The organism is Pseudomonas sp. P4_C3 (genome assembly GCF_056402075.1).
This window is the reverse complement of record NZ_JBFUIC010000089.1, coordinates 1-18,487: the sequence shown is the minus strand read 5'-3', so window position 1 is coordinate 18,487 and position 18,487 is coordinate 1. Positions and strand designations below refer to the sequence as shown.

Genomic DNA, 18,487 nt, shown 5'->3' with positions numbered 1-18,487 from the left:
GTCATCGCGTGTTCAGTTGCTCACTCCAGTCACCCTTGCCGGGCTTTTGTTCTTCGACGAGCCAACAACCTGATTCACCCCCCAATCGCTGGTGAATCGTCAATCAAGTCCTACGTATTACTCGGTGACCACACTTGGCGAACCAAGGTTGGCCAGGCGCACGCTGTTCTGTACCTGGGCAATCTCACCCGGCGAACCGATCGGCCCCAGGCGAACCCTGTGCAGGGTCTGCTGATTGCGCACGATCGAGCTGATGAACACCGGAGCGCTCACCATCCCGCTGAGCTTCGATCTCAGGAGTTCTGCAGCGTCCGGGTTGGCGAACGCGCCCACCTGCAGATACTGGCCAGAGGCTGGTACAGAAGCGTTTTTTTTAGCATCGAGCTGCACAGGCACCGCTGCGGCGGCGTGTTGCTGCGGCGGCGGTGTCCATTGCTCGACGGTGCCGGCCGAAGCCGTGATCACCGGGGCGCTATTCTGCGCGACTTGCGGTTCGTTGAGCATCAAAGGCGCCGGACGGCCTTTGGCTGCCCACCACGTTTGCGGGTCGATGCCTTCGACCTTGACCCGCGCGGTGCCGGTTTCGGCATAACCGAGCTTTTTGGCCGCCGCGTAGGACAAGTCGATGATCCGGTCCGAATAGAATGGCCCGCGATCGTTGACCCGCAGAATCACGCTCTTGTTGTTGTCCAGGTTGGTCACCCGAACGTAACTCGGCAGTGGCAATGTCTTGTGCGCGGCACTCATGCCGTACAGGTCATACACTTCGCCGTTGGCGGTGTTCTGACCGTGGAACTTGGTGCCGTACCAGGACGCCGTACCCGACTGCACGTAGGTTTTGGACTCTTGCAGCGGAAAGTAAGTCTTGCCCAGCACAGTGTACGGGTTAGCCTTGTACGGGCCGGTGTGCAGGGTCGGCGTGGCGTCCGGGATGCGCGAAACATCGACATCCCACCATGGCGCGCCATCCTTGTGGGCGCGGTTGATGTCCAGCCCCGGCGTCGAGCGCACGGCGGTGGTGGACTTCTGGGCCGGCGCGCGGCTGGTCGAACAACTGGCGACCAACACGGCCAACGCGGCGAATGCCATCAGCTTCAGGGGTTTATCGATAGGCAATGCCCGCATTACTTGACGCCCCGTGCTTGGACCAGCTGTTCAGACAGTTGATGTACGGCCATGGCGTACATCACGCTGCGGTTATAACGCGTGATCGCGTAAAAATTCTTCAGGCCCATCCAGTACTCGGGGCCATTGTCGCCTTCCAGGCGGAAAGCGGTAACCGGCATATCATCGCGCAGCGCATCATGACTTGACCACCCCAGGGCTCGCAACTCCCCGACGGTTTTTGTCGGTTCGATTCCTGTGGTCAAACCCTCGTCGGCCTGATCGCCACGGACATCGGCGCGGCTGACTACCGGTTCGCCGGCGACCCAGCCATGACGCTTGAAGTAACTGGCGACACTGCCAATGGCATCGTCCGGGTTGGTCCAGATGTTGATATGGCCATCACCGTCGAAATCCACCGCATAGGCGCGGAAACTGCTCGGCATGAATTGCGGCAATCCCATTGCGCCGGCGTAGGAGCCTTTGAGCGTCAATGGATCGACCTGCTCTTCGCGGGCCAGCAGCAGGAACTCACGCAATTCCTTGCGGAAAAACTCGGCACGGGGAGGATAGTCGAAACCCAGGGTCGACAAGGCATCGATCACCCGGAAATTTCCGGTATTACGGCCGAAAAAGGTTTCAACGCCGATGATCGAGACTATCACCTGGGCCGGCACGCCGTATTCCTGCTCGGCACGGGCCAACACTGCTTCGTGCTGACGCCAGAAATCCACACCCCGGGCTATGCGCGCATCGGTGATGAACATCGGGCGATATTCGCTCCACTGTTTGACCCGTTCGGCGGGTTTCGAGATGGCGTCCAGAATCGACTGCTTGCGCTCGGCTTCGCGGAACACACCCATCAATTGTTCACCGGCGAAACCATAGTCGCGGGTCATTTCACCGACGAATTCGGCCACCTGGGGTGAGCCTTCGTAGTCGCCGGCCAACGCTTCCTGCACGGTGCCAAGGATGCTTACCAGGCCGACCCATGGCGCATACCGAGTCGCCCAGCCACGCATTACTTGCATTGAAAGTTTCACCTTATTCAAACCTGCGCGATCCACTTGCGATGGGTATGGATCGACATCAAAACCCCAAACGCTGACAGCAGCGTCACCAGCGAAGTTCCTCCGTAGCTAATGAACGGCAACGGCACCCCCACCACCGGCAACAGGCCACTGACCATACCGATGTTGACGAAAACATAAACAAAAAACGTCATGGTCAGGCTGCCCGCGAGCAACTTGCCGAACAATGTCTGCGCCTGGGCGGTAATCACCAGTCCGCGGCCGATCAACAGCAGGTAGATCAGCAACAGCGCGCAGATCCCCACCAGGCCGAATTCTTCACCCATTACTGCAATGATGAAGTCGGTGTGGCTTTCCGGCAGGAAGTCCAGGTGCGACTGGGTCCCCAGCAACCAGCCCTTGCCGRACACACCGCCGGAACCGATGGCGGCCTTGGACTGGATGATATTCCAGCCCGTACCGAGCGGGTCGCTCTCCGGGTCGAGGAACGTCAGAATTCGCTGCTTCTGATAGTCGTGCATGATGAAGAACCACATGGCAACCGCCACGGGCACGGCGGCGGCCAGTACGCTGAGGATCCAGCGCCAGCGCAAGCCACCCATGAACAACACGAAAGCGCCGCCGGCCAGGATCAGCAGCGAAGTGCCGAGGTCCGGTTGACGCACGATCAGAATGAACGGCACGCCGATCAGCATCAGGCTGACGCCCACATGCTTGAGCTGGGGCGGCAAGGTGCGTTTGGACAAGTACCAGGCGATCGTCGCCGGCATCAGGATTTTCATGAATTCCGAGGGCTGGAAACGGATCACCCCGGGAATGTTGATCCAGCGGGTGGCGCCCATGGCGTTGTGGCCCATGATGTCCACCACCAGCAACAGCATTACCCCGACCACGTAGCCCAGCGGCACCCAGCGCGCCATGAAGCGCGGTTCGAACTGGGCGATGATGACCATCGACACCAGGCCGATGCCGAACGAAGTGGCTTGCTTGCCCAGCAGATCCCAGCTTTTGCCACTGGCCGAATACAGCACGAACAGGCTGCCGGCGGCGAGAGTCAGCAGCAGGATCAACAATGGGCCGTCGATGTGCAGGCGTTGCAGCAGCGTCGCACGGCGACGCATCACATCCTCGCTGGAGAGCATGCGATCGAAGTTATTCATCACGGGCGGTAGCCTCTGCACTGATAGGGCTGGCGTATTCGGGCTTCAACCGACCGTCCTGGTCCAGGAGCCAGGCATCCATGACTTGACGCACCACTGGCGCGGCGACGCCGGAGCCGGACTCGCCGTTCTCGACCATCACCGACACCACGATTTTCGGGTCGTCGGCCGGCGCGAAGCCGACGAACAAGGCGTGGTCACGGTGACGCTCCTGGACCTTGGAGCGGTCGTACTTTTCACCCTGCTTGATCGCGACCACCTGGGCCGTACCCGACTTGCCGGCGATTCGGTATTGCGCGCCGATCGAGGCTTTGCGCGCCGTACCCCGGGCACCATGCATAACCTGCTGCATGCCGTGGTTGACCTTGGTCCAGTCCGATGGGTCGCGCAGGATAATGTCCGGCATCGGGTTAGGGTCCACCGGCTTCTCGCCTTCGATGGTCCTGGCCAGGTGCGGACGATTCCAGATGCCTTTATTGGCCACCAGTGCGGTGGCCTGAGCCAGTTGCAACGGAGTCGATTGCATGTAGCCCTGACCGATCCCCAGAATCAGCGTTTCACCCGGGAACCATGCCTGGCGGCGGGTCGCGCGCTTCCATTCGCGGGTCGGCATCAGACCCGGCGACTCTTCGAACATGTCCAGGGAAACCTTCTGACCGATGCCGAACTTGGACAGGTACGACGACAACCGATCGATTCCCAGCTTGTGGGCCAGGTCATAGAAGTAGGTGTCGTTGGAGCGCATGATCGCCGTATCGAGGTCGACAAAACCGTCGCCGGTACGGTTCCAGTTACGGTATTTGTGGTCGTAGTTGGGCAGCATGTAGTAACCGGGGTCGAACACTCGGGTCGAAGCGGTCACCACGCCGGAATCCAGGCCGGCAATCGCCACCGCCGGCTTGATGGTCGAGCCCGGCGGGTACAGGCCACGCAGCACGCGGTTGAACAACGGCCGGTCGATGGAATCGCGCAGCTCGGAATAGGCCCTGGAGCTGATGCCGGTGACGAACAGGTTCGGGTCGAAACTCGGCTGGCTGACCATCGCCAGCACTTCACCGGTTTTCGGGTCCAGCGCTACCACCGCACCACGACGACCACCGAGCGCAGCTTCGGCGGCTTCCTGCAATTTGATGTCCAGGCTCAGGACGATGTCCTTGCCGGGAATCGGATCGGTACGCTTGAGCACGCGCAATACGCGGCCCCGGGCGTTGGTCTCGACTTCCTCGTAACCCACCTGGCCGTGCAATTCAGGCTCGTAGAAACGCTCGATGCCGGTTTTGCCAATTTGATGGGTGCCGCTGTAACTCACCGGATCCAGGGTCTTCAGCTCTTTCTCGTTGATCCGCCCCATGTAGCCCACCGAGTGCGCAAAGTGCGCGCCCTGCGGGTAGTGACGAACCAATTGCGCGACCACTTCCACACCCGGCAGGCGGAACTGGTTCACGGCGATGCGCGCAATCTGCTCTTCGGTCAGTTCAAACAGGATCGGCACCGGCTCGAACGGCCGGCGGCCCTGACGCATGCGCTTCTCGAAGATCACCCGGTCCTCGGGCGTCAGTTCCAGCACTTCGACGATCACGTCGAGCACCTGCTGCCAGTCGCCGGAACGCTCGCGGGTCATGCTCAGGCTGAAACTCGGCCGGTTATCGGCAATCACCACGCCATTGCGGTCGAAAATCAAGCCACGGGGCGGCGGAATCGGCTGCACATGGACGCGGTTGTTTTCCGACAGGGTCGAGTGGTACTCGTACTGGATCACCTGCAGGAAATACAGGCGCGCGATCAGCACGCCAATCAGCGCCACCACTGCAATGGCCCCGAACACGACGCGGCCACGCACCAGACGGGCGTCTTTTTCGTGGTCCTTGATGCGGATCGGCTGGGACATGAGGGCAGAGCTACTTGTGGTAAGGGTGACCGGACAGCACGGTCCAGGCACGGTACAACTGTTCGCCGATCAGGATCCGCACCAGCGGGTGCGGCAAGGTCAGCGGCGACAACGACCAGCGCTGGTCAGCCCGGGCACAGACTTCCGGCGCCAGCCCTTCGGGGCCGCCGACCATGAAGTTGACCGTACGCGAGTCCAGCCGCCAGCGATCAAGCTCGACCGCCAGTTGCTCGGTACTCCAGGGCTTGCCGTGGACTTCGAGAGTGACAATCCGCTCGTTCGGCCCGACCTTGGCCAGCATGGCTTCGCCTTCCTGACGGATGAAGCGGGCCACGTCGGCGTTCTTGCCACGGGTATTGAGCGGTATTTCCACCAGTTCCAGCGCCAGCTCGGACGGAAGACGCTTGGCATATTCATGCCAGCCTTCTTCCACCCATTTGGGCATGCGTGAACCGACGGCGATCAGTCGCAGTCGCACAGCAGTCCCTTATTCCTGGTCTTTGTTGAGCTTGTTGAAGTGCTCGTGACCAACTTCAGGGCTGTGGTGTTTGCCATCGGCTGCACGGCTCTGCTCGGCCCCCTTCCACAGGCGCTCCAGGTCGTAGAACTGGCGTGCATTGGAAGTCATCATGTGGACGATCACGTCGTCCATGTCCAGCAGAACCCAGTCGCTGTCGCCCTTGCCTTCTTCACCCAGCGGCTTGATGCCCAGGGCTTTGACGGCCTCTCGGACCTTGTCCAGCATCGCGCCGATCTGGCGGTTGGACGTACCGGTGGCGATGATCATGTAGTCAGTGATGCTCTGCTTGTCGCGAACATCGATGACCAGCACGTCCTGGGCCTTGACGTCTTCCAGGGCGGCTACGGCGATCTTGACCAGTTCGTCGCCTTTAGGCGGCTCGGCAGCGAGTACCTTTTCCGGCAGCGGGGCACTCTTGAACGTGCCTTTGCGCTTAACTTTGTTTACGTCGTTGTTCGTCATATAAAACTCGTTTTGCTCGTATGTTCGGGCGCTTCAATACACGTTGTTGCTACGTGCCTTGAGGCACTCCTATTCAGTTCGACGCACGGTAGAGTCCGTGCGCATCGATGTAGGCCAGGACCGCGTCGGGCACCAGGAAACGTACCGACTTACCGCTGGCCAGCAGTTGACGGATCTGGGTGGCGGATACCGCGAGCGGTGTCTGCCAGACGAATGCAATCTGTCCGCTCGGCCCCTTGAGGGCCAGCGGGTCGCTCACCGAGCGCGCGGCCAGCAGGTTGCGCAAGGCATCCGGCGGTTCGCTGTCGGCATCCGGGCGTTGCAACACCAGGATATGGCAATGCTGGAGCAACTCTTCCCAGCGGTGCCAAGTGGGCAGGCCGCAAAAAGCGTCCCAGCCCAAAAGCAGAAAAACCTGGTCTTCTGCGGCCAGTTCGGCGCGCATCAGCTCCAGGGTATCAATGGTGTAGGACGGTTTGTCCCGCTGCAATTCGCGGGCGTCCACCACCAACGGCGCCACACCGGCCACCGCGCACTCGACCATCGCCAGCCGGTCTTTGGCTGACACCTGCGGCGTATTCCGATGGGGTGGCCTGGCACTCGGTGTCAGTCGCAGTTCATCGAGCGCCAGTGTTTCGGCGACTTCCAGCGCACTGCGCAAATGGCCGATGTGCACCGGGTCGAACGTTCCGCCCAGCACGCCAATGCGGCAAGGGACTGGCTCGCTGACGGTGGCCGGGGCTGGCGGGTCTAAGTCGCCCAAGTCAGGCCGGCTCCTGTCCGCGCAACTGCCCGTCGCCGACCACGATGTACTTCTCGCAGGTCAACCCTTCGAGGCCCACCGGGCCGCGGGCGTGCAGCTTATCAGTAGAAATGCCGATCTCGGCACCCAATCCGTATTCGAAGCCATCGGCGAAGCATGTCGGGGTATTGATCATCACCGACGAGGAGTCGACTTCAGCCACGAAACGCCGGGTGTCGCCCTGGTGTTCGCTGACAATCGAATCGGTGTGATGGGAACCGTAATGATTGATGTGCTCGATGGCCTGGCCCAGTCCGTCGACTACGCGGATCGACAGAATCGCCGCCAGGTACTCGGTGCTCCAGTCTTCTTCGGTAGCGACCACGGCATCGATGATTGCCCGGGTACGCTCGCAACCGCGCAGTTCGACGCCTTTTTCGCGGAACTGTGCCGCCATCGCCGGCAGGAAATCCTTGGCAACGGTGTGATCCACCAGCAGCGTTTCCATGGCACCACAGATGCCATAACGGTACGTCTTGGCGTTGAACGCGATGCGCTGGGCCTTGGCCAGATCGGCGTGTTCACTCACGTAAACGTGGCAGATGCCGTCCAGGTGCTTGATCACCGGTACGCGGGCATCACGGCTGACGCGTTCGATCAGACCACGGCCGCCGCGCGGCACGATGACATCGACGTATTCAGGCATGGTGATCAGCGCGCCGACGGCAGCGCGATCCGTGGTTTCGACCACTTGCACCACTGCGGCCGGCAGGCCGGCCTCGGCCAGGCCGCGCTGAATGCAGGCGGCGATGGCTCGATTGGAATGAATGGCCTCGGAACCGCCACGCAGGATGGTCGCGTTACCGGACTTCAGGCACAGGCTGGCGGCATCGATGGTCACGTTTGGCCGCGACTCGTAGATGATTCCGATCACGCCCAGTGGCACGCGCATCTTGCCGACCTGAATACCGGACGGGCGGTAGCTCATGTCACGGATCGCGCCGACCGGGTCCGGCAGCGCCGCAACCTGACGCAGGCCGACGATCATGCCGTCGATGCGCTCCGGGGTCAGCGCCAGACGTTCCAGCAGAGCCGGCTCAAGACCATTGGCGCGGCCGGCGGCCAAATCCAGCTCATTGGCCGCCGTCAGCTCGGCTCGGGCAGCGTCCAGCGCATTGGCGGCAGCCTGCAGGGCGCGGTTTTTCTGCGCGGTGCTGGCGCGGCCGATCACGCGGGAAGCTTCGCGGGCAGCGCAACCCAGGCGGGTCATGTAGTCAAGAACGGACTCAGTCATGGTCTGGCGTGGTCTTTGATAAGGTCTTGGTAAAGAGTAAAGCGGCAGATTATAGCTGTCGCGTCCCGGGACTAACAGCGGTGACGGGCGGATGGTCGAAATGGAGGGCAATTTGTTGACGTTCAGCCGGGATTAAGCTGCAAATTGTTATCATCACGACTCAATCAGCCCTGATAAACGTCGTTCATCATGTCCAACCTGACTGTTCGAGCATCCGCTGCAAGCCTGCCCACGGGCCTGCCGGACGCGTTTTTCGACCGCGACGCGCAAATTCTGGCTCGGGATTTACTGGGTAAAGTCATACGCCATCGGGTCGGCGACCTGTGGCTCAGCGCCCGAATCATCGAGACCGAAGCCTATTACCGCGCGGAAAAAGGCAGCCACGCGTCCCTCGGCTACACAGAAAAGCGTAAGGCTTTGTTTCTGGATGGTGGCCACATCTATATGTATTACGCCCGGGGCGGCGATTCCCTTAATTTCAGCGCCCAAGGGCCCGGTAACGCCGTGCTGATCAAGTCCGCCTACCCGTGGGTCGATGAATTGAGCGGGCCGGCCAGCCTGGCACAGATGCTATTGAACAATCCCGACGCCCAGGGCCACCCTCGCCCGTCACAACAACTCTGCGCCGGGCAAACCCTGCTCTGCAAGGCACTGGGCCTGAAAGTGCCGGTGTGGGACGCCAAACGCTTTGACCATGAAGTGCTGCTGGTGGAGCACGTCGGCCAGACGCCCGCCCACATCATCCAGACTACACGCCTGGGCATCCCCCACGGGCGCGATGAGCACCTGATGTACCGCTTTGTCGATGCGGCTTATGCGCCGTACTGCACGCGAAATCCGCTGCGACGGGGGCAGACCGAAGGGCGCGATTACATCCTGCTATGAACACAATCCTGTAGGAGCTGCCGCAGGCKGCGATCTATTGATCTTGATCTTTGAAAGGCAAAAGATCGCMGCCTGCGGCAGCTCCTACAGGGGCAACCAATGAAAACGGAGTTGGATTTATGGGCCAATGGCTCGATAGCGTGACCGGTTGGTTGACGGTCAACCCGCAATGGCTGGCGGCGGCAATATTTCTGGTGGCTTTTGTGGAATGCCTGGCGATTGCCGGGCTGATCGTCCCCGGCACGGTTTTACTGTTCACCGTTGCGGTGTTGGCCGGCAGCGGTGCGTTGCCGTTGAGTGAAACCTTGCTGCTGGGCTTCCTCGCCGGCGTGTTGGGTGACGTGGTTTCGTATTTCCTCGGACGGCATTTTCATCAGAACATCCGGCGCCTGCCCGGCTTGCGCCATCACCCGGAATGGATTGCCGGGGCCGAGACCTATTTTCAGCGCTATGGCATCGCCAGCCTGCTGGTCGGGCGTTTTATCGGGCCGTTGCGGCCGATGCTGCCCATGGTCGCCGGCATGTGCGACATGCCCTTCCCACGCTTCATCGCCGTCAGCCTGCTGGCCGGTGCGGGGTGGTCGGTGGCTTATTTGCTGCCTGGCTGGGCCACCGGTGCGGCGATTCGCTTGCCGTTGCCTGAAGGTTTCTGGCCTCAGACAGGAATCGTTGCCGGCAGCATTGCCGTGATGGTCGGGCTGAGCGCCACCAGTAGCTTGCGCCAGCATCGCAGGGCTACAGGGTTAATCGCCGGCATGAGTTTTCTCATTCTGGCAGGGCTGTTCATCGGCTATCCGTACCTGAACGCCCTCGATCAAGGGCTGATGACCCTGGTGCAGGAACATCGCAGCCCGATGCTCGATGAGGTCGCGGTGGTCTTCACGCTGATTGGCGAATTCCGCAACATGCTGCTGTTCAGTGCTTTGCTGGCAGGACTGCTGCTAATTACCCGACAGTGGCGGCAGGCGATCTTCGCCATCAGCACATTATTGTTCACGGCACTGGCCAACACCGCGACCAAACTTTTTTTCGCCCGCCTACGGCCGGAAGTGCTGAGCGACCCTCTGTCCAGCTACAGCATGCCCAGCGGCCATGCATCGGGCTCGTTCGCACTGTTCCTGACCCTCGCGGTTCTGGCTGGCCGCGGACAGCCACCACGCATGCGCCYGACCTGGTTWCTGGTGGCCTGTTTGCCGGCGATGGCGATTGCCCTTTCCCGAGTGTACCTCGGCGCGCACTGGCCAACGGATGTAATGGCCGGCACGATGTTGGCAGCGTGCGTCTGCGCGGCCAGCCTGTACCTGGTCCAGCGAAGGGAGCCGCTCAAGGCACTGTCACCCAAGGTCTGGTGGCTGATACTGCCGGCGATGATGGCGTTGTTCGCGCTCTTCGTATTGCGCCACTTGCCACATACAATGTTGCGTTATGCCTATTAGTTGGCTGGGAACCCAGTAGCAAAAAACCGCTTCACCATTAAGAGTGAAGCGGTTTTTTTATCAGACCCCCATTAAAGCTGGGCAATGGCAAGTCAGAACGCTCACGCACGCGATACTGAAAGACAGCAGTATCGGCATTCTTTATTACCCAACCCACAACGAACGCCCTGCGCCATTAAAACTTCCAACCAACAACTCCTTATATCGCTTTCATGCCTACTCCTGCAGGCACGCAAAATATAGCCATTTAACTTAAAACAAACATATTAGAGATCTTTCAATTTATTTAAAACGATACCAGCATTACAAATATAAACTAACACACAAGCCAGCCAACTTATCACAACTACCACCAGCCTTATTCTGACTCTTGCAAGAGGCGCTATTGTTGTGATTGGTGGCAGCCGGCGGTATCGGCTCGAACATCCGGCCGGGTCGTTATAAGTGGTGCAAATAACGTAGGCGCCCTGATCAGGTAAACATTTTGTGTCTTTGAAAAAAGCTAAAACATTCAGTCRCATTCAGTCGCATTCAGTCGCATTCAGTCGCATTCAGTCGCAGTTTTGCAGTAGTGCATTCATTGCGGCGCTGGGCTGTTTGTATTAGTTTTTTGAACATCGCATCACGTTCCGTGATGTGAGATCTGAAAATCATCCTGAGCTCCTCAAACGTTGCTCCCACCAAGGGTGTTTCTCTGTCGTCAGTCAACAAGGTCCATATGCGAAATGGTGTGACTTTGTTTCATGTTAATTAGTAAGCGGAAAATAAAATGAAAGCAGGAACAGTCAAGTGGTTCAATGATGAGAAGGGTTTTGGGTTTATCACACCTGATGATGGTAGCGCGGACCTCTTTGTTCACTTCAAAGCAATAAAGGCCGAGGGCTTTAAAAGCCTTAAAGAGGGACAAAAAGTGACCTTCAAGCCCGTTCCCGGACCAAAAGGAATGCAGGCAGAAGACGTAAGTCTTATATAGACACAACCTGTTAATAATAACTGATTTTCGGGCAAGCCCTGCGCCGTTTTTTGTGGGAGCTGGCTTGCCTTTGGAGGAGACATGAAAGAATGGAGTCAAAATAATTCTGCTGACATTAATACCCCCTCGGAGGAGTTCAATGAGCAGAATGTCTTTTTTTCCCTCGACCCAGCTGAACTCGAAGCTCTAAAAATCAAGGCTGGCCAAATGGTGAGCTACGATTTATGCCGGGGGGATAATGGTCGGTACTACGCAATCAATCTTGAAGTCGTTGATGAAGAAGAAAGTTAGCAGAGGTGCGCATGCCGTGGCCTTGTTACTGTAGTTCCTGGATGCAGGATGGTCGCACCATTTTTGATAACCCCGAGGGAAGACAGGGAAGGCAGAGTATCGGAATTTTGCCATTGACCCCAAACTGGTTTAATGGCAAAAAACCTTGATTTCGCATCCCACAGATGCCGTAAAATGAAAAAGCCAAACAACACCACCAGAAACCAGGTCGGGCGCATACGTGGTGGTTGTCCGCTGCCGCTAGCCCCATAGTAATTATGGTAATTTACCGCATTGAGTTCTGAAGAATGCTTTCAGGCAAACAACTCGCCCTGCAATTCATCCAGCAACGCCTGAATCGCATCCAGTCGTTGCTGCGGATCATCGAGTTGCAGCAGGTCGATTTTGTCCAGTTCAGCGAAGGGCAACAGGTACGCCAACTGATTGGCCAGTGACTGTTGCCCGGTCGCTTCAGTGCCCATGTTCAAGGCTTCAACCATCGGGTGTTCCGCCAGGGCCTTGAGCAATGCCACCAGGTCGGCGTCCTCGTCCTGCAGTGGCTGCTCCGGTTCGTCTTCCAGCCACTCGACCTCGGCGACGGTCAACTGATCGCGCTGGATCTCCGATCGTAATACATGGAAACGCCGTCCGCCTCGAACCCGAATCCCCAACAGGCCGTTGTCCTGTTGATTGAAATCGGTGATCAGCGCTTCGCAACCCACCAGCGCGTAGCCGGCCGGGGCGATCCCGACCTCTTCACCCTCGAGGATGCACACCACGCCGAAACCACCGCCCTGTTTCATGCAGCGGCCGATCATGTCCAGGTAACGCGCCTCGAAAATCTGCAAGTCGAGGATGCAACCGGGAAACAGCACTGTGTTCAGTGGGAAAAGCGGCAGACTCATAGACATTTCCTTTACACCACCATCGACACCGCCAACGGCAGCAACACCGCCGTGGCCACACCCATCAGACTCATCGCCAGCGCCGCGAAGGCGCCACACTCTTCACTTTCCTGCATCGCCACCGCCGTGCCGACAGCGTGGGCCGTCATGCCCAGCGCCATCCCCCTGGCTTCCGGGCTGTGCACGCCGAGCCGGCTCAACAGGGCCGGGCCGAAAATCGCCCCGATCACACCAGTAATCAAGACGAACACCGCTGCCAGCGCCGCGACACCACCGATCTGCTCAGCCACCAACATGGCAATCGGCGAAGTTACCGACTTCGGCGCCATGGTCATCAGGATCATGTGCTCGGCACCGAACCACCAGCCCAGCAGCACGCCCATGCCCGTGGCCACGACACCACCTATCACCAGCGTAGTAAATATCGGCCAGAACAACTGCCGAATCCGTCGCAGGTTGAGGTAAAGCGGCACCGCCAGCGCGACAGTGGCCGGGCCGAGCAGGATACTCAGGATCTCGGTGCTCTTGCGGTACTCGGCGTAGGTCAGACCGCAGCCCACCAGCACGCCGATCACCAGTAACATGGAGACCAGCACCGGTTGCAAAAAGATCCAGCGGGTTTTCTCGAATGCCGCCAGGACGAGCTGATAGGCGCCAAGGGTAATGCCTATGCCGAACAATGGATGGTGAATCACCGACGTCCAGGCGCCGTGCCAGTCGAAGATCATTGGCTGTCCTCGGAGTGAGCGTGACGCTTGACCATGCGCTGCATCAGCACCCCGGCGAAGGCCATCGAAAGCAGCAGCGACAACACCAGCGCACCGACAATGGCCCAGAAATCTGCCGCAATGTCAGCGGCATAGACCATCACGCCCACGGCTGGCGGCACCAGCAACAGCGGCAGGTAGCGCAACAGGCTGCTGGCCGCCAGGTTCAGTGGCTCGCCGACCTGTCCGCGACAGATGAGGTACACCAACAACAGTAGCAACCCCACAATCGGCCCCGGCAGCACGGGCAAAAACAAATGATTGATCGCCGTGCCGAGCAATTGGAACAGCACCAGCCACGTCAGACCTCGTAGCAACATTGTTGATCCCCCGCAAAATCCGTCACCCGCATTGGCCGGGCATTATAAGCATGCCCGCGCTATAGACCGGCATTCGCCAAAAGCATGTTCGGTTGACCGGAGCGTTTGGCCATGTTGATCTAAAGTGGTAAGCCGGGAGGTTAAATCCCCGCAAGCCAAATCTATAAAACCGATGAACCCAAGGAGAGTCTCAATGCCCTATGTTCCAGTTGCAGAGCTCAAAGATTATGTCGGCAAGGAACTTGGACGTTCCGAATGGCTCACTATCGATCAGGAGCGCATCAACCTGTTCGCCGAAGCCACAGGGGATTTTCAGTTCATCCACGTCGACCCGGTCAAGGCCGCGCAAACGCCATTTGGCAGCACCATCGCTCACGGCTTTCTGTCGTTGTCGCTAATCCCGAAACTGATGGAAGACATCCTCGTCATGCCCGAAGGCTTGAAGATGGTGGTCAACTACGGCCTCGACAGCGTGCGCTTCATTCAGCCGGTCAAGGTCAATTCGAAAGTGCGACTCAAGGTCGACCTGACCGAAGTCACCGAGAAAAAACCCGGCCAATGGCTGCTCAAGGCCACCACCACCCTGGAAATCGAAGGTTCGGACAAGCCGGCATACATCGCCGAACCCCTGTCCCTGTGCTTCGTATAAACCTTCCCGGATGCGAAGCAGCTCATGCTGTTTCGCGCCTTCTCGCGGTACCTCACCCTATATAAGGACACATAGCTGCGGCATACTCCCTCGCCTAATTGCCCGGAATCCGCTATGCGCCCACTTGCACTCCTTGCCTTGACCCTGATGCTCACCGCTTGCGGCGACGGCGAATCGCTTTTGGCCCCCGACGCCCGCCTGCCGGATGGCGGACGCTATCGCGGTGACCTGGTCAATGGCTTGCTGCAAGGCAAGGGGCGCATCGACTACCCGAACGGCAGCTGGTACGCCGGCGAATTCGACAAAGGCCAGTGGCATGGCCAGGGCGAATGGCACGGCAGCAACGGCGAGGTCTATCGCGGGCAGTTCAATCAGGGACTGTTCGACGGCCAGGGGGCGCTGACCACCAACGCCAGCAGTTACGGCGGCGGGTTCAAGGCCGGCCGACGCGACGGCGAAGGCACCCTCAAAGAAAACGGCATGAGCTATCGCGGAGAGTTCAAGGCCGATCAATACGCCGGCCTGGGTCGCCTCGAACTCGAAGACGGCAGCGCCTATCAGGGCCAGTTCGCCCACGGCAAACCCAATGGCGAAGGCCAGCGCAGTGACGGCAACGGCAATCAGTTCACCGGGCACTTCGTCGACGGCCAACTGGAAGGCAACGGCACGTTCAACAGTGCCGATGGCGACATCTATGTCGGCAGCTTCAAGAACAATCAACTGCACGGCAAAGGCCGCTACGAAAACGCCGACGGCGATGTTTGGCTGGGCCAGTTCAAGGAAGGCTCGCTGAACGGCAAGGGCGAGTTGATCGGCACTGACGGCAGCCACTACATCGGCCAGTTCAATGACTGGCGCTTTTCCGGCCAGGGCCGACTGAACCTGTCTGACGGCAGTTTTTACACAGGCCAGTTCGACAACGACAGTTACCAGGGGCGCGGCACATTGGTGTTGACCGATGGCACCGTGCTCAGCGGCACCTGGATCAACGGYCAGCGCGTACGCGACGCCGAGGGCAAATTGTTGCCCGACACCCTGGAGCTCGGCCTGCTGGCCCAGGGGCGCCTGCTCGACACAGCGCTGGCCAACATTCCGCCCTCGACCCCGGCGGTGGAACTGTATTCGTTGACCCTGGGCGGTGATGGCAAGCAAAGCGTGTTTCTGCGCGAATCCGACTACGTCGCTAATATGCTCACCAGCCGTTTTGGCGCTTTCGGCCAGATCCGCCTGGTGAACCATCGCGATCACCTCGCCGACCGCCCGATGGCGACTCGGGAAAACCTGCGCCGTGCCGCCCTGACGCTGGCCGAACGCAGCGGGCCGGAAGACCTGATTTTCATCTACCTGACCAGCCATGGCACCAGCGAACACGAACTGGTGCTTGACCAGCCACGCATGGAGTTGGCCGACCTGCCAGCCGACGAAATGGCGGCTGTTCTCGCCCCGTTGAAAAACCGCGACAAGATCATCGTGATCTCGTCCTGCTACTCCGGCGGTTTCATCCCCGCCCTCAAAGATGAACGGACCCTGATCATGACGGCCTCGCGGGCCGACCGAGTGTCCTTCGGTTGCTCGGAGGAAGCCAACTTCACCTACTTCGGCGATGCCCTGTTCGCCCAGGCCCTGAACCAGACCGATGATCTGGAACAAGCCTTCAAACTGGCCAAGGCCACTGTCGCCGAACGTGAACTGGCGGACGGTTTCGAAGCCTCCGAACCACAGATCTGGGCACCGAAAACCGTCCTCTCGCATTGGCAACTACTGCGCAAACAGCAGGCACGAAAAGCCCTGCAAAGTGCGTCTATGGAAAGCAAGGATGCAAACAGCAACTAAGCTGAACAGTATCAAGGGAGAAACACTATGTACTTGACGCCTCAGCACGTGTTGCTTGCCGGAGCCACCGGTTTGACGGGTGAACACCTGCTTGATCGCCTGCTTAACGAGCCAACGATTACCCGGGTATTGGCCCCCTCACGCCGGCCCTTGGCCAAGCACCCCCACCTTGAAAACCCGGTCGGCGACCCGGCGGAGTTTCTGCAAGAGTTGAACGGTCGTGTCGACATCGCCTACTGCTGCCTGGGCACCACCATCAAACAGGCAGGCTCGGAACAGGCGTTCCGCGCGGTGGACCTGGACATGGTCGTGGCCTTTGCCAAACGCGCACGGGAGTTGGGCGCAAGGCATTTGATCGTGATCAGTGCTCTCGGAGCCGATCGCAGATCCTCGATTTTCTACAACCGGGTCAAAGGCGAGATGGAGTACGCACTGCGCGCGCAGGACTGGCCGCAGCTGACTATTTGCCGCCCTTCGCTGTTGCTGGGCGAACGCACCGAACCGCGACTGGGCGAGAAAGTCGCCGGCCCGTTGTCACGGCTGATCCCTGGCAAATACCATGGTATCGAGGCCTGCCAACTGGCCCGGGCAATGTGGCGCCTGGCGCTGGAAGAGCAGGACGGGGTCAGGATTGTCGAGTCGGATGAGCTGAGGAAGTTGGGCAAGTAGCCTGTGGTGCCTGAGTGGGTCTCATCGCGAGCAGGCTCACTCCTACAATTGATCTGCGTCGTTCACAAATCCAATGTGGGAGCGAGCCTGCTCGCGATAGAGTGCGAAGCGCTCTCTTACAACCCACCTGTCGCCTGAAAGCTGACYCCGATCACCGTCAGCAATGACAGCGGCAGCAGCAGCGTGTCGAGCAACGCACTGGCCGGCAGGTCGACGCCTGGATAGCTCGGTGCTTCCGCGCCAAAACGGTCCTTGGCGCAGCACCCACCGTTCATCGCGTACAAATCCAGACGAGTCCCCGAGTACACCACCGGCGCGCCCGGCTTCGCCGCATCGAGGGTGCGCGCCGTGGCGCACCCGACCAATTGCAGCGCCAGTACCATCACCAGCAGCTTATTCATCACTGGTCATATGATGCTCGCCCCAGCGCGGCAACATGTCCTGAGGAATATTCAGCAGGTTGAGAATCCGTGCCACGACGAAATCGATCAGGTCGTCGATAGTTTGCGGCTGATGATAGAAGCCCGGAGATGCCGGCAGGATTGTCACGCCCATGTTCGACAACTTGAGCATGTGCTCAAGGTGAATGCTCGAATACGGCGCCTCGCGAGGCACCAGAATCAACTGGCGACGCTCTTTCAGCGTCACGTCGGCGGCACGCTCGATCAGGTTGTTGCAGGCACCCGTGGCGATCGCCGACAAAGTACCCGTCGAACACGGCACCACCACCATCGCCGCTGGTGCGCCAGAGCCCGAAGCCACAGGCGACATCCAGTCTTCCTTGCCGTACACCCGAATCTGCCCGGCGGCAGCGCCCGTGTATTCGGTGAGGAACGCCTGCATCATCTGCGGTTTGTTCGGCAGCGTGACGTCAGTTTCGGTGGCCATCACCAACTGCGCGGCTTTGGAAATCAGGAAGTGCACTTCACGATCTTCCCGCACCAGGCAGTCGAGCAGGCGCAAACCGTACTGGGCGCCGGAAGCGCCGGTCATCGCCAGGGTGATGCGGTCCGGGCCGTTGCTCATTTGAGCGCCTCGGCCAGCTTGCCGTGCAGGCCGCCAAAGCCGCCATTGCTCATGATCACCACGTGGGTGCCCGGTTGCGCCTGGCTCTTCACGCGCTCGATGATGCCTTCCAGCGAGTCGCTGACAATCGACGGCACCGTACACCGCACCGCAGTGCCGGCCAGGTCCCAGCCGAGGTTGGCCGGTGCATACCAGATCACCTGATCGGCATCGACCACGCTTTCCGGTAATCCGTCACGGTGCGCGCCAAGCTTCATGGAGTTGGAGCGCGGCTCGATGATCGCGATCAACGGTGCATCGCCGATGCGTTTGCGYAGCCCGTCGAGGGTGGTAGCGATGGCGGTCGGGTGGTGAGCGAAGTCGTCATAGATGGTGATGCCACGGACTTCCGCAACTTTCTCCATCCGCCGCTTCACGCTTTTGAAGGCGCTCAACGCGGCGATGCCCATGGACGGCACCACACCGACGTGGCGTGCGGCAGCCAGGGTCGCCAGGGCGTTGGCGACGTTGTGCTGGCCAGTCATGTCCCACTCGACCACACCCTGGGCGACGC

21 protein-coding genes are annotated in these 18,487 nt (G+C 59.7%); 7 read left to right on the top strand and 14 right to left on the bottom strand.

From position 1 onward, the window contains the following. Positions 1–117: 117 nt before the first annotated feature. The 8 genes from AC1DVH_RS16035 to AC1DVH_RS16000 form a co-directional block, all read right to left on the bottom strand. Positions 118–1,125: a septal ring lytic transglycosylase RlpA family protein gene (locus AC1DVH_RS16035; protein ID WP_477754630.1), complete on the bottom strand. Its 1,008-nt coding sequence runs from the start codon at positions 1,123–1,125 to the stop codon at positions 118–120. Then, the gene (mltB, locus tag AC1DVH_RS16030; protein ID WP_477754629.1) at positions 1,125–2,135 is read right to left on the bottom strand and encodes a lytic murein transglycosylase B; all 1,011 of its coding nucleotides are present in this window, start codon (positions 2,133–2,135) and stop codon (positions 1,125–1,127) included. Before mltB ends, AC1DVH_RS16035 begins: the two co-directional genes overlap by 1 nt. Before the next feature lie 17 nt (positions 2,136–2,152). Continuing rightward, positions 2,153–3,256 (bottom strand): rod shape-determining protein RodA, encoded by a 1,104-nt coding sequence (gene rodA, locus AC1DVH_RS16025; RefSeq protein WP_477754631.1) that lies wholly within the window; start codon positions 3,254–3,256, stop codon positions 2,153–2,155. A 31-nt stretch (positions 3,257–3,287) separates the two neighbouring features. Beyond that, on the bottom strand, positions 3,288–5,183 hold the full coding sequence (gene mrdA, locus AC1DVH_RS16020) for a penicillin-binding protein 2 (protein ID WP_477754628.1): 1,896 nt from the start codon (positions 5,181–5,183) through the stop codon (positions 3,288–3,290). 10 nt (positions 5,184–5,193) lie between these two features. Continuing rightward, positions 5,194–5,661: a 23S rRNA (pseudouridine(1915)-N(3))-methyltransferase RlmH gene (gene rlmH, locus AC1DVH_RS16015; protein ID WP_003185785.1), complete on the bottom strand. Its 468-nt coding sequence runs from the start codon at positions 5,659–5,661 to the stop codon at positions 5,194–5,196. 9 nt (positions 5,662–5,670) lie between these two features. Beyond that, entirely contained in the window at positions 5,671–6,165 is a 495-nt protein-coding gene (gene rsfS / locus AC1DVH_RS16010) for a ribosome silencing factor (protein ID WP_008022922.1), read from the bottom strand. A 73-nt stretch (positions 6,166–6,238) separates the two neighbouring features. Further along, the gene (nadD, locus tag AC1DVH_RS16005) at positions 6,239–6,928 is read right to left on the bottom strand and encodes a nicotinate-nucleotide adenylyltransferase (RefSeq protein ID WP_477754627.1); all 690 of its coding nucleotides are present in this window, start codon (positions 6,926–6,928) and stop codon (positions 6,239–6,241) included. Position 6,929: 1 nt separating this feature from the next. Continuing rightward, positions 6,930–8,201, bottom strand: coding sequence for a glutamate-5-semialdehyde dehydrogenase (locus AC1DVH_RS16000; RefSeq protein WP_477754626.1), 1,272 nt, complete (start codon positions 8,199–8,201; stop codon positions 6,930–6,932). 189 nt (positions 8,202–8,390) lie between these two features. Between AC1DVH_RS16000 and AC1DVH_RS15995 the strand changes: the two genes are divergently transcribed. From AC1DVH_RS15995 to AC1DVH_RS15980, 4 genes are all read left to right on the top strand, one after another. Continuing rightward, positions 8,391–9,086, top strand: coding sequence for a DNA-3-methyladenine glycosylase (locus tag AC1DVH_RS15995; protein WP_477754625.1), 696 nt, complete (start codon positions 8,391–8,393; stop codon positions 9,084–9,086). A 119-nt stretch (positions 9,087–9,205) separates the two neighbouring features. Further along, the gene (locus AC1DVH_RS15990) at positions 9,206–10,522 is read left to right on the top strand and encodes a bifunctional DedA family/phosphatase PAP2 family protein (RefSeq protein WP_477754624.1); all 1,317 of its coding nucleotides are present in this window, start codon (positions 9,206–9,208) and stop codon (positions 10,520–10,522) included. A gap of 769 nt (positions 10,523–11,291) precedes the next feature. Beyond that, positions 11,292–11,495 carry a cold-shock protein gene (locus AC1DVH_RS15985; protein WP_477754623.1) on the top strand — a complete coding sequence of 68 codons (204 nt, stop codon included), beginning with the start codon at positions 11,292–11,294 and terminating at the stop codon, positions 11,493–11,495. An 81-nt stretch (positions 11,496–11,576) separates the two neighbouring features. Continuing rightward, positions 11,577–11,786 (top strand): hypothetical protein, encoded by a 210-nt coding sequence (locus AC1DVH_RS15980; protein ID WP_477754622.1) that lies wholly within the window; start codon positions 11,577–11,579, stop codon positions 11,784–11,786. A 293-nt stretch (positions 11,787–12,079) separates the two neighbouring features. Here AC1DVH_RS15980 and AC1DVH_RS15975 read toward each other — a convergent pair whose 3' ends face one another. Genes AC1DVH_RS15975 through AC1DVH_RS15965 form a run of 3 tightly spaced genes read right to left on the bottom strand, consistent with a single transcriptional unit; the run spans position 12,080 to position 13,757 of the window. Next, positions 12,080–12,670, bottom strand: coding sequence for an LON peptidase substrate-binding domain-containing protein (locus AC1DVH_RS15975; RefSeq protein ID WP_223460883.1), 591 nt, complete (start codon positions 12,668–12,670; stop codon positions 12,080–12,082). Between the two features lie 11 nt (positions 12,671–12,681). Further along, entirely contained in the window at positions 12,682–13,398 is a 717-nt protein-coding gene (locus AC1DVH_RS15970) for an LrgB family protein (protein WP_477754621.1), read from the bottom strand. Continuing rightward, positions 13,395–13,757, bottom strand: a complete 363-nt coding sequence (locus tag AC1DVH_RS15965) for a CidA/LrgA family protein (protein ID WP_223453604.1) — start codon at positions 13,755–13,757, stop codon at positions 13,395–13,397. The genes AC1DVH_RS15970 and AC1DVH_RS15965 overlap by 4 nt, the downstream gene beginning before the upstream one ends. 193 nt (positions 13,758–13,950) lie before the next feature. On the opposite strand from AC1DVH_RS15965, the gene AC1DVH_RS15960 reads away from it, so the two are divergent. The 3 genes from AC1DVH_RS15960 (at position 13,951) to AC1DVH_RS15950 (ending at position 16,908) form a co-directional block, all read left to right on the top strand. After that, positions 13,951–14,406 carry a MaoC family dehydratase gene (locus tag AC1DVH_RS15960; protein WP_477754620.1) on the top strand — a complete coding sequence of 152 codons (456 nt, stop codon included), beginning with the start codon at positions 13,951–13,953 and terminating at the stop codon, positions 14,404–14,406. A 114-nt stretch (positions 14,407–14,520) separates the two neighbouring features. Further along, positions 14,521–16,239 carry a C13 family peptidase gene (locus AC1DVH_RS15955; RefSeq protein WP_477754619.1) on the top strand — a complete coding sequence of 573 codons (1,719 nt, stop codon included), beginning with the start codon at positions 14,521–14,523 and terminating at the stop codon, positions 16,237–16,239. Positions 16,240–16,266: 27 nt separating this feature from the next. After that, on the top strand, positions 16,267–16,908 hold the full coding sequence (locus tag AC1DVH_RS15950; RefSeq protein WP_477754618.1) for an oxidoreductase: 642 nt from the start codon (positions 16,267–16,269) through the stop codon (positions 16,906–16,908). 116 nt (positions 16,909–17,024) lie between these two features. Here the strand turns inward: AC1DVH_RS15950 and AC1DVH_RS15945 are convergent, their stop codons facing one another. The 3 genes from AC1DVH_RS15945 to AC1DVH_RS15935 all read right to left on the bottom strand — a co-directional run. Then, positions 17,025–17,309, bottom strand: coding sequence for a YceK/YidQ family lipoprotein (locus AC1DVH_RS15945; RefSeq protein WP_108216327.1), 285 nt, complete (start codon positions 17,307–17,309; stop codon positions 17,025–17,027). Further along, the gene (gene ubiX / locus AC1DVH_RS15940; RefSeq protein ID WP_477754617.1) at positions 17,302–17,934 is read right to left on the bottom strand and encodes a flavin prenyltransferase UbiX; all 633 of its coding nucleotides are present in this window, start codon (positions 17,932–17,934) and stop codon (positions 17,302–17,304) included. The genes AC1DVH_RS15945 and ubiX overlap by 8 nt, the downstream gene beginning before the upstream one ends. Next, on the bottom strand, positions 17,931–18,487 hold a 557-nt coding region (locus AC1DVH_RS15935; protein ID WP_477754616.1), incomplete at its 5' end, for a glutamate ligase domain-containing protein. The genes ubiX and AC1DVH_RS15935, both read right to left, overlap by 4 nt.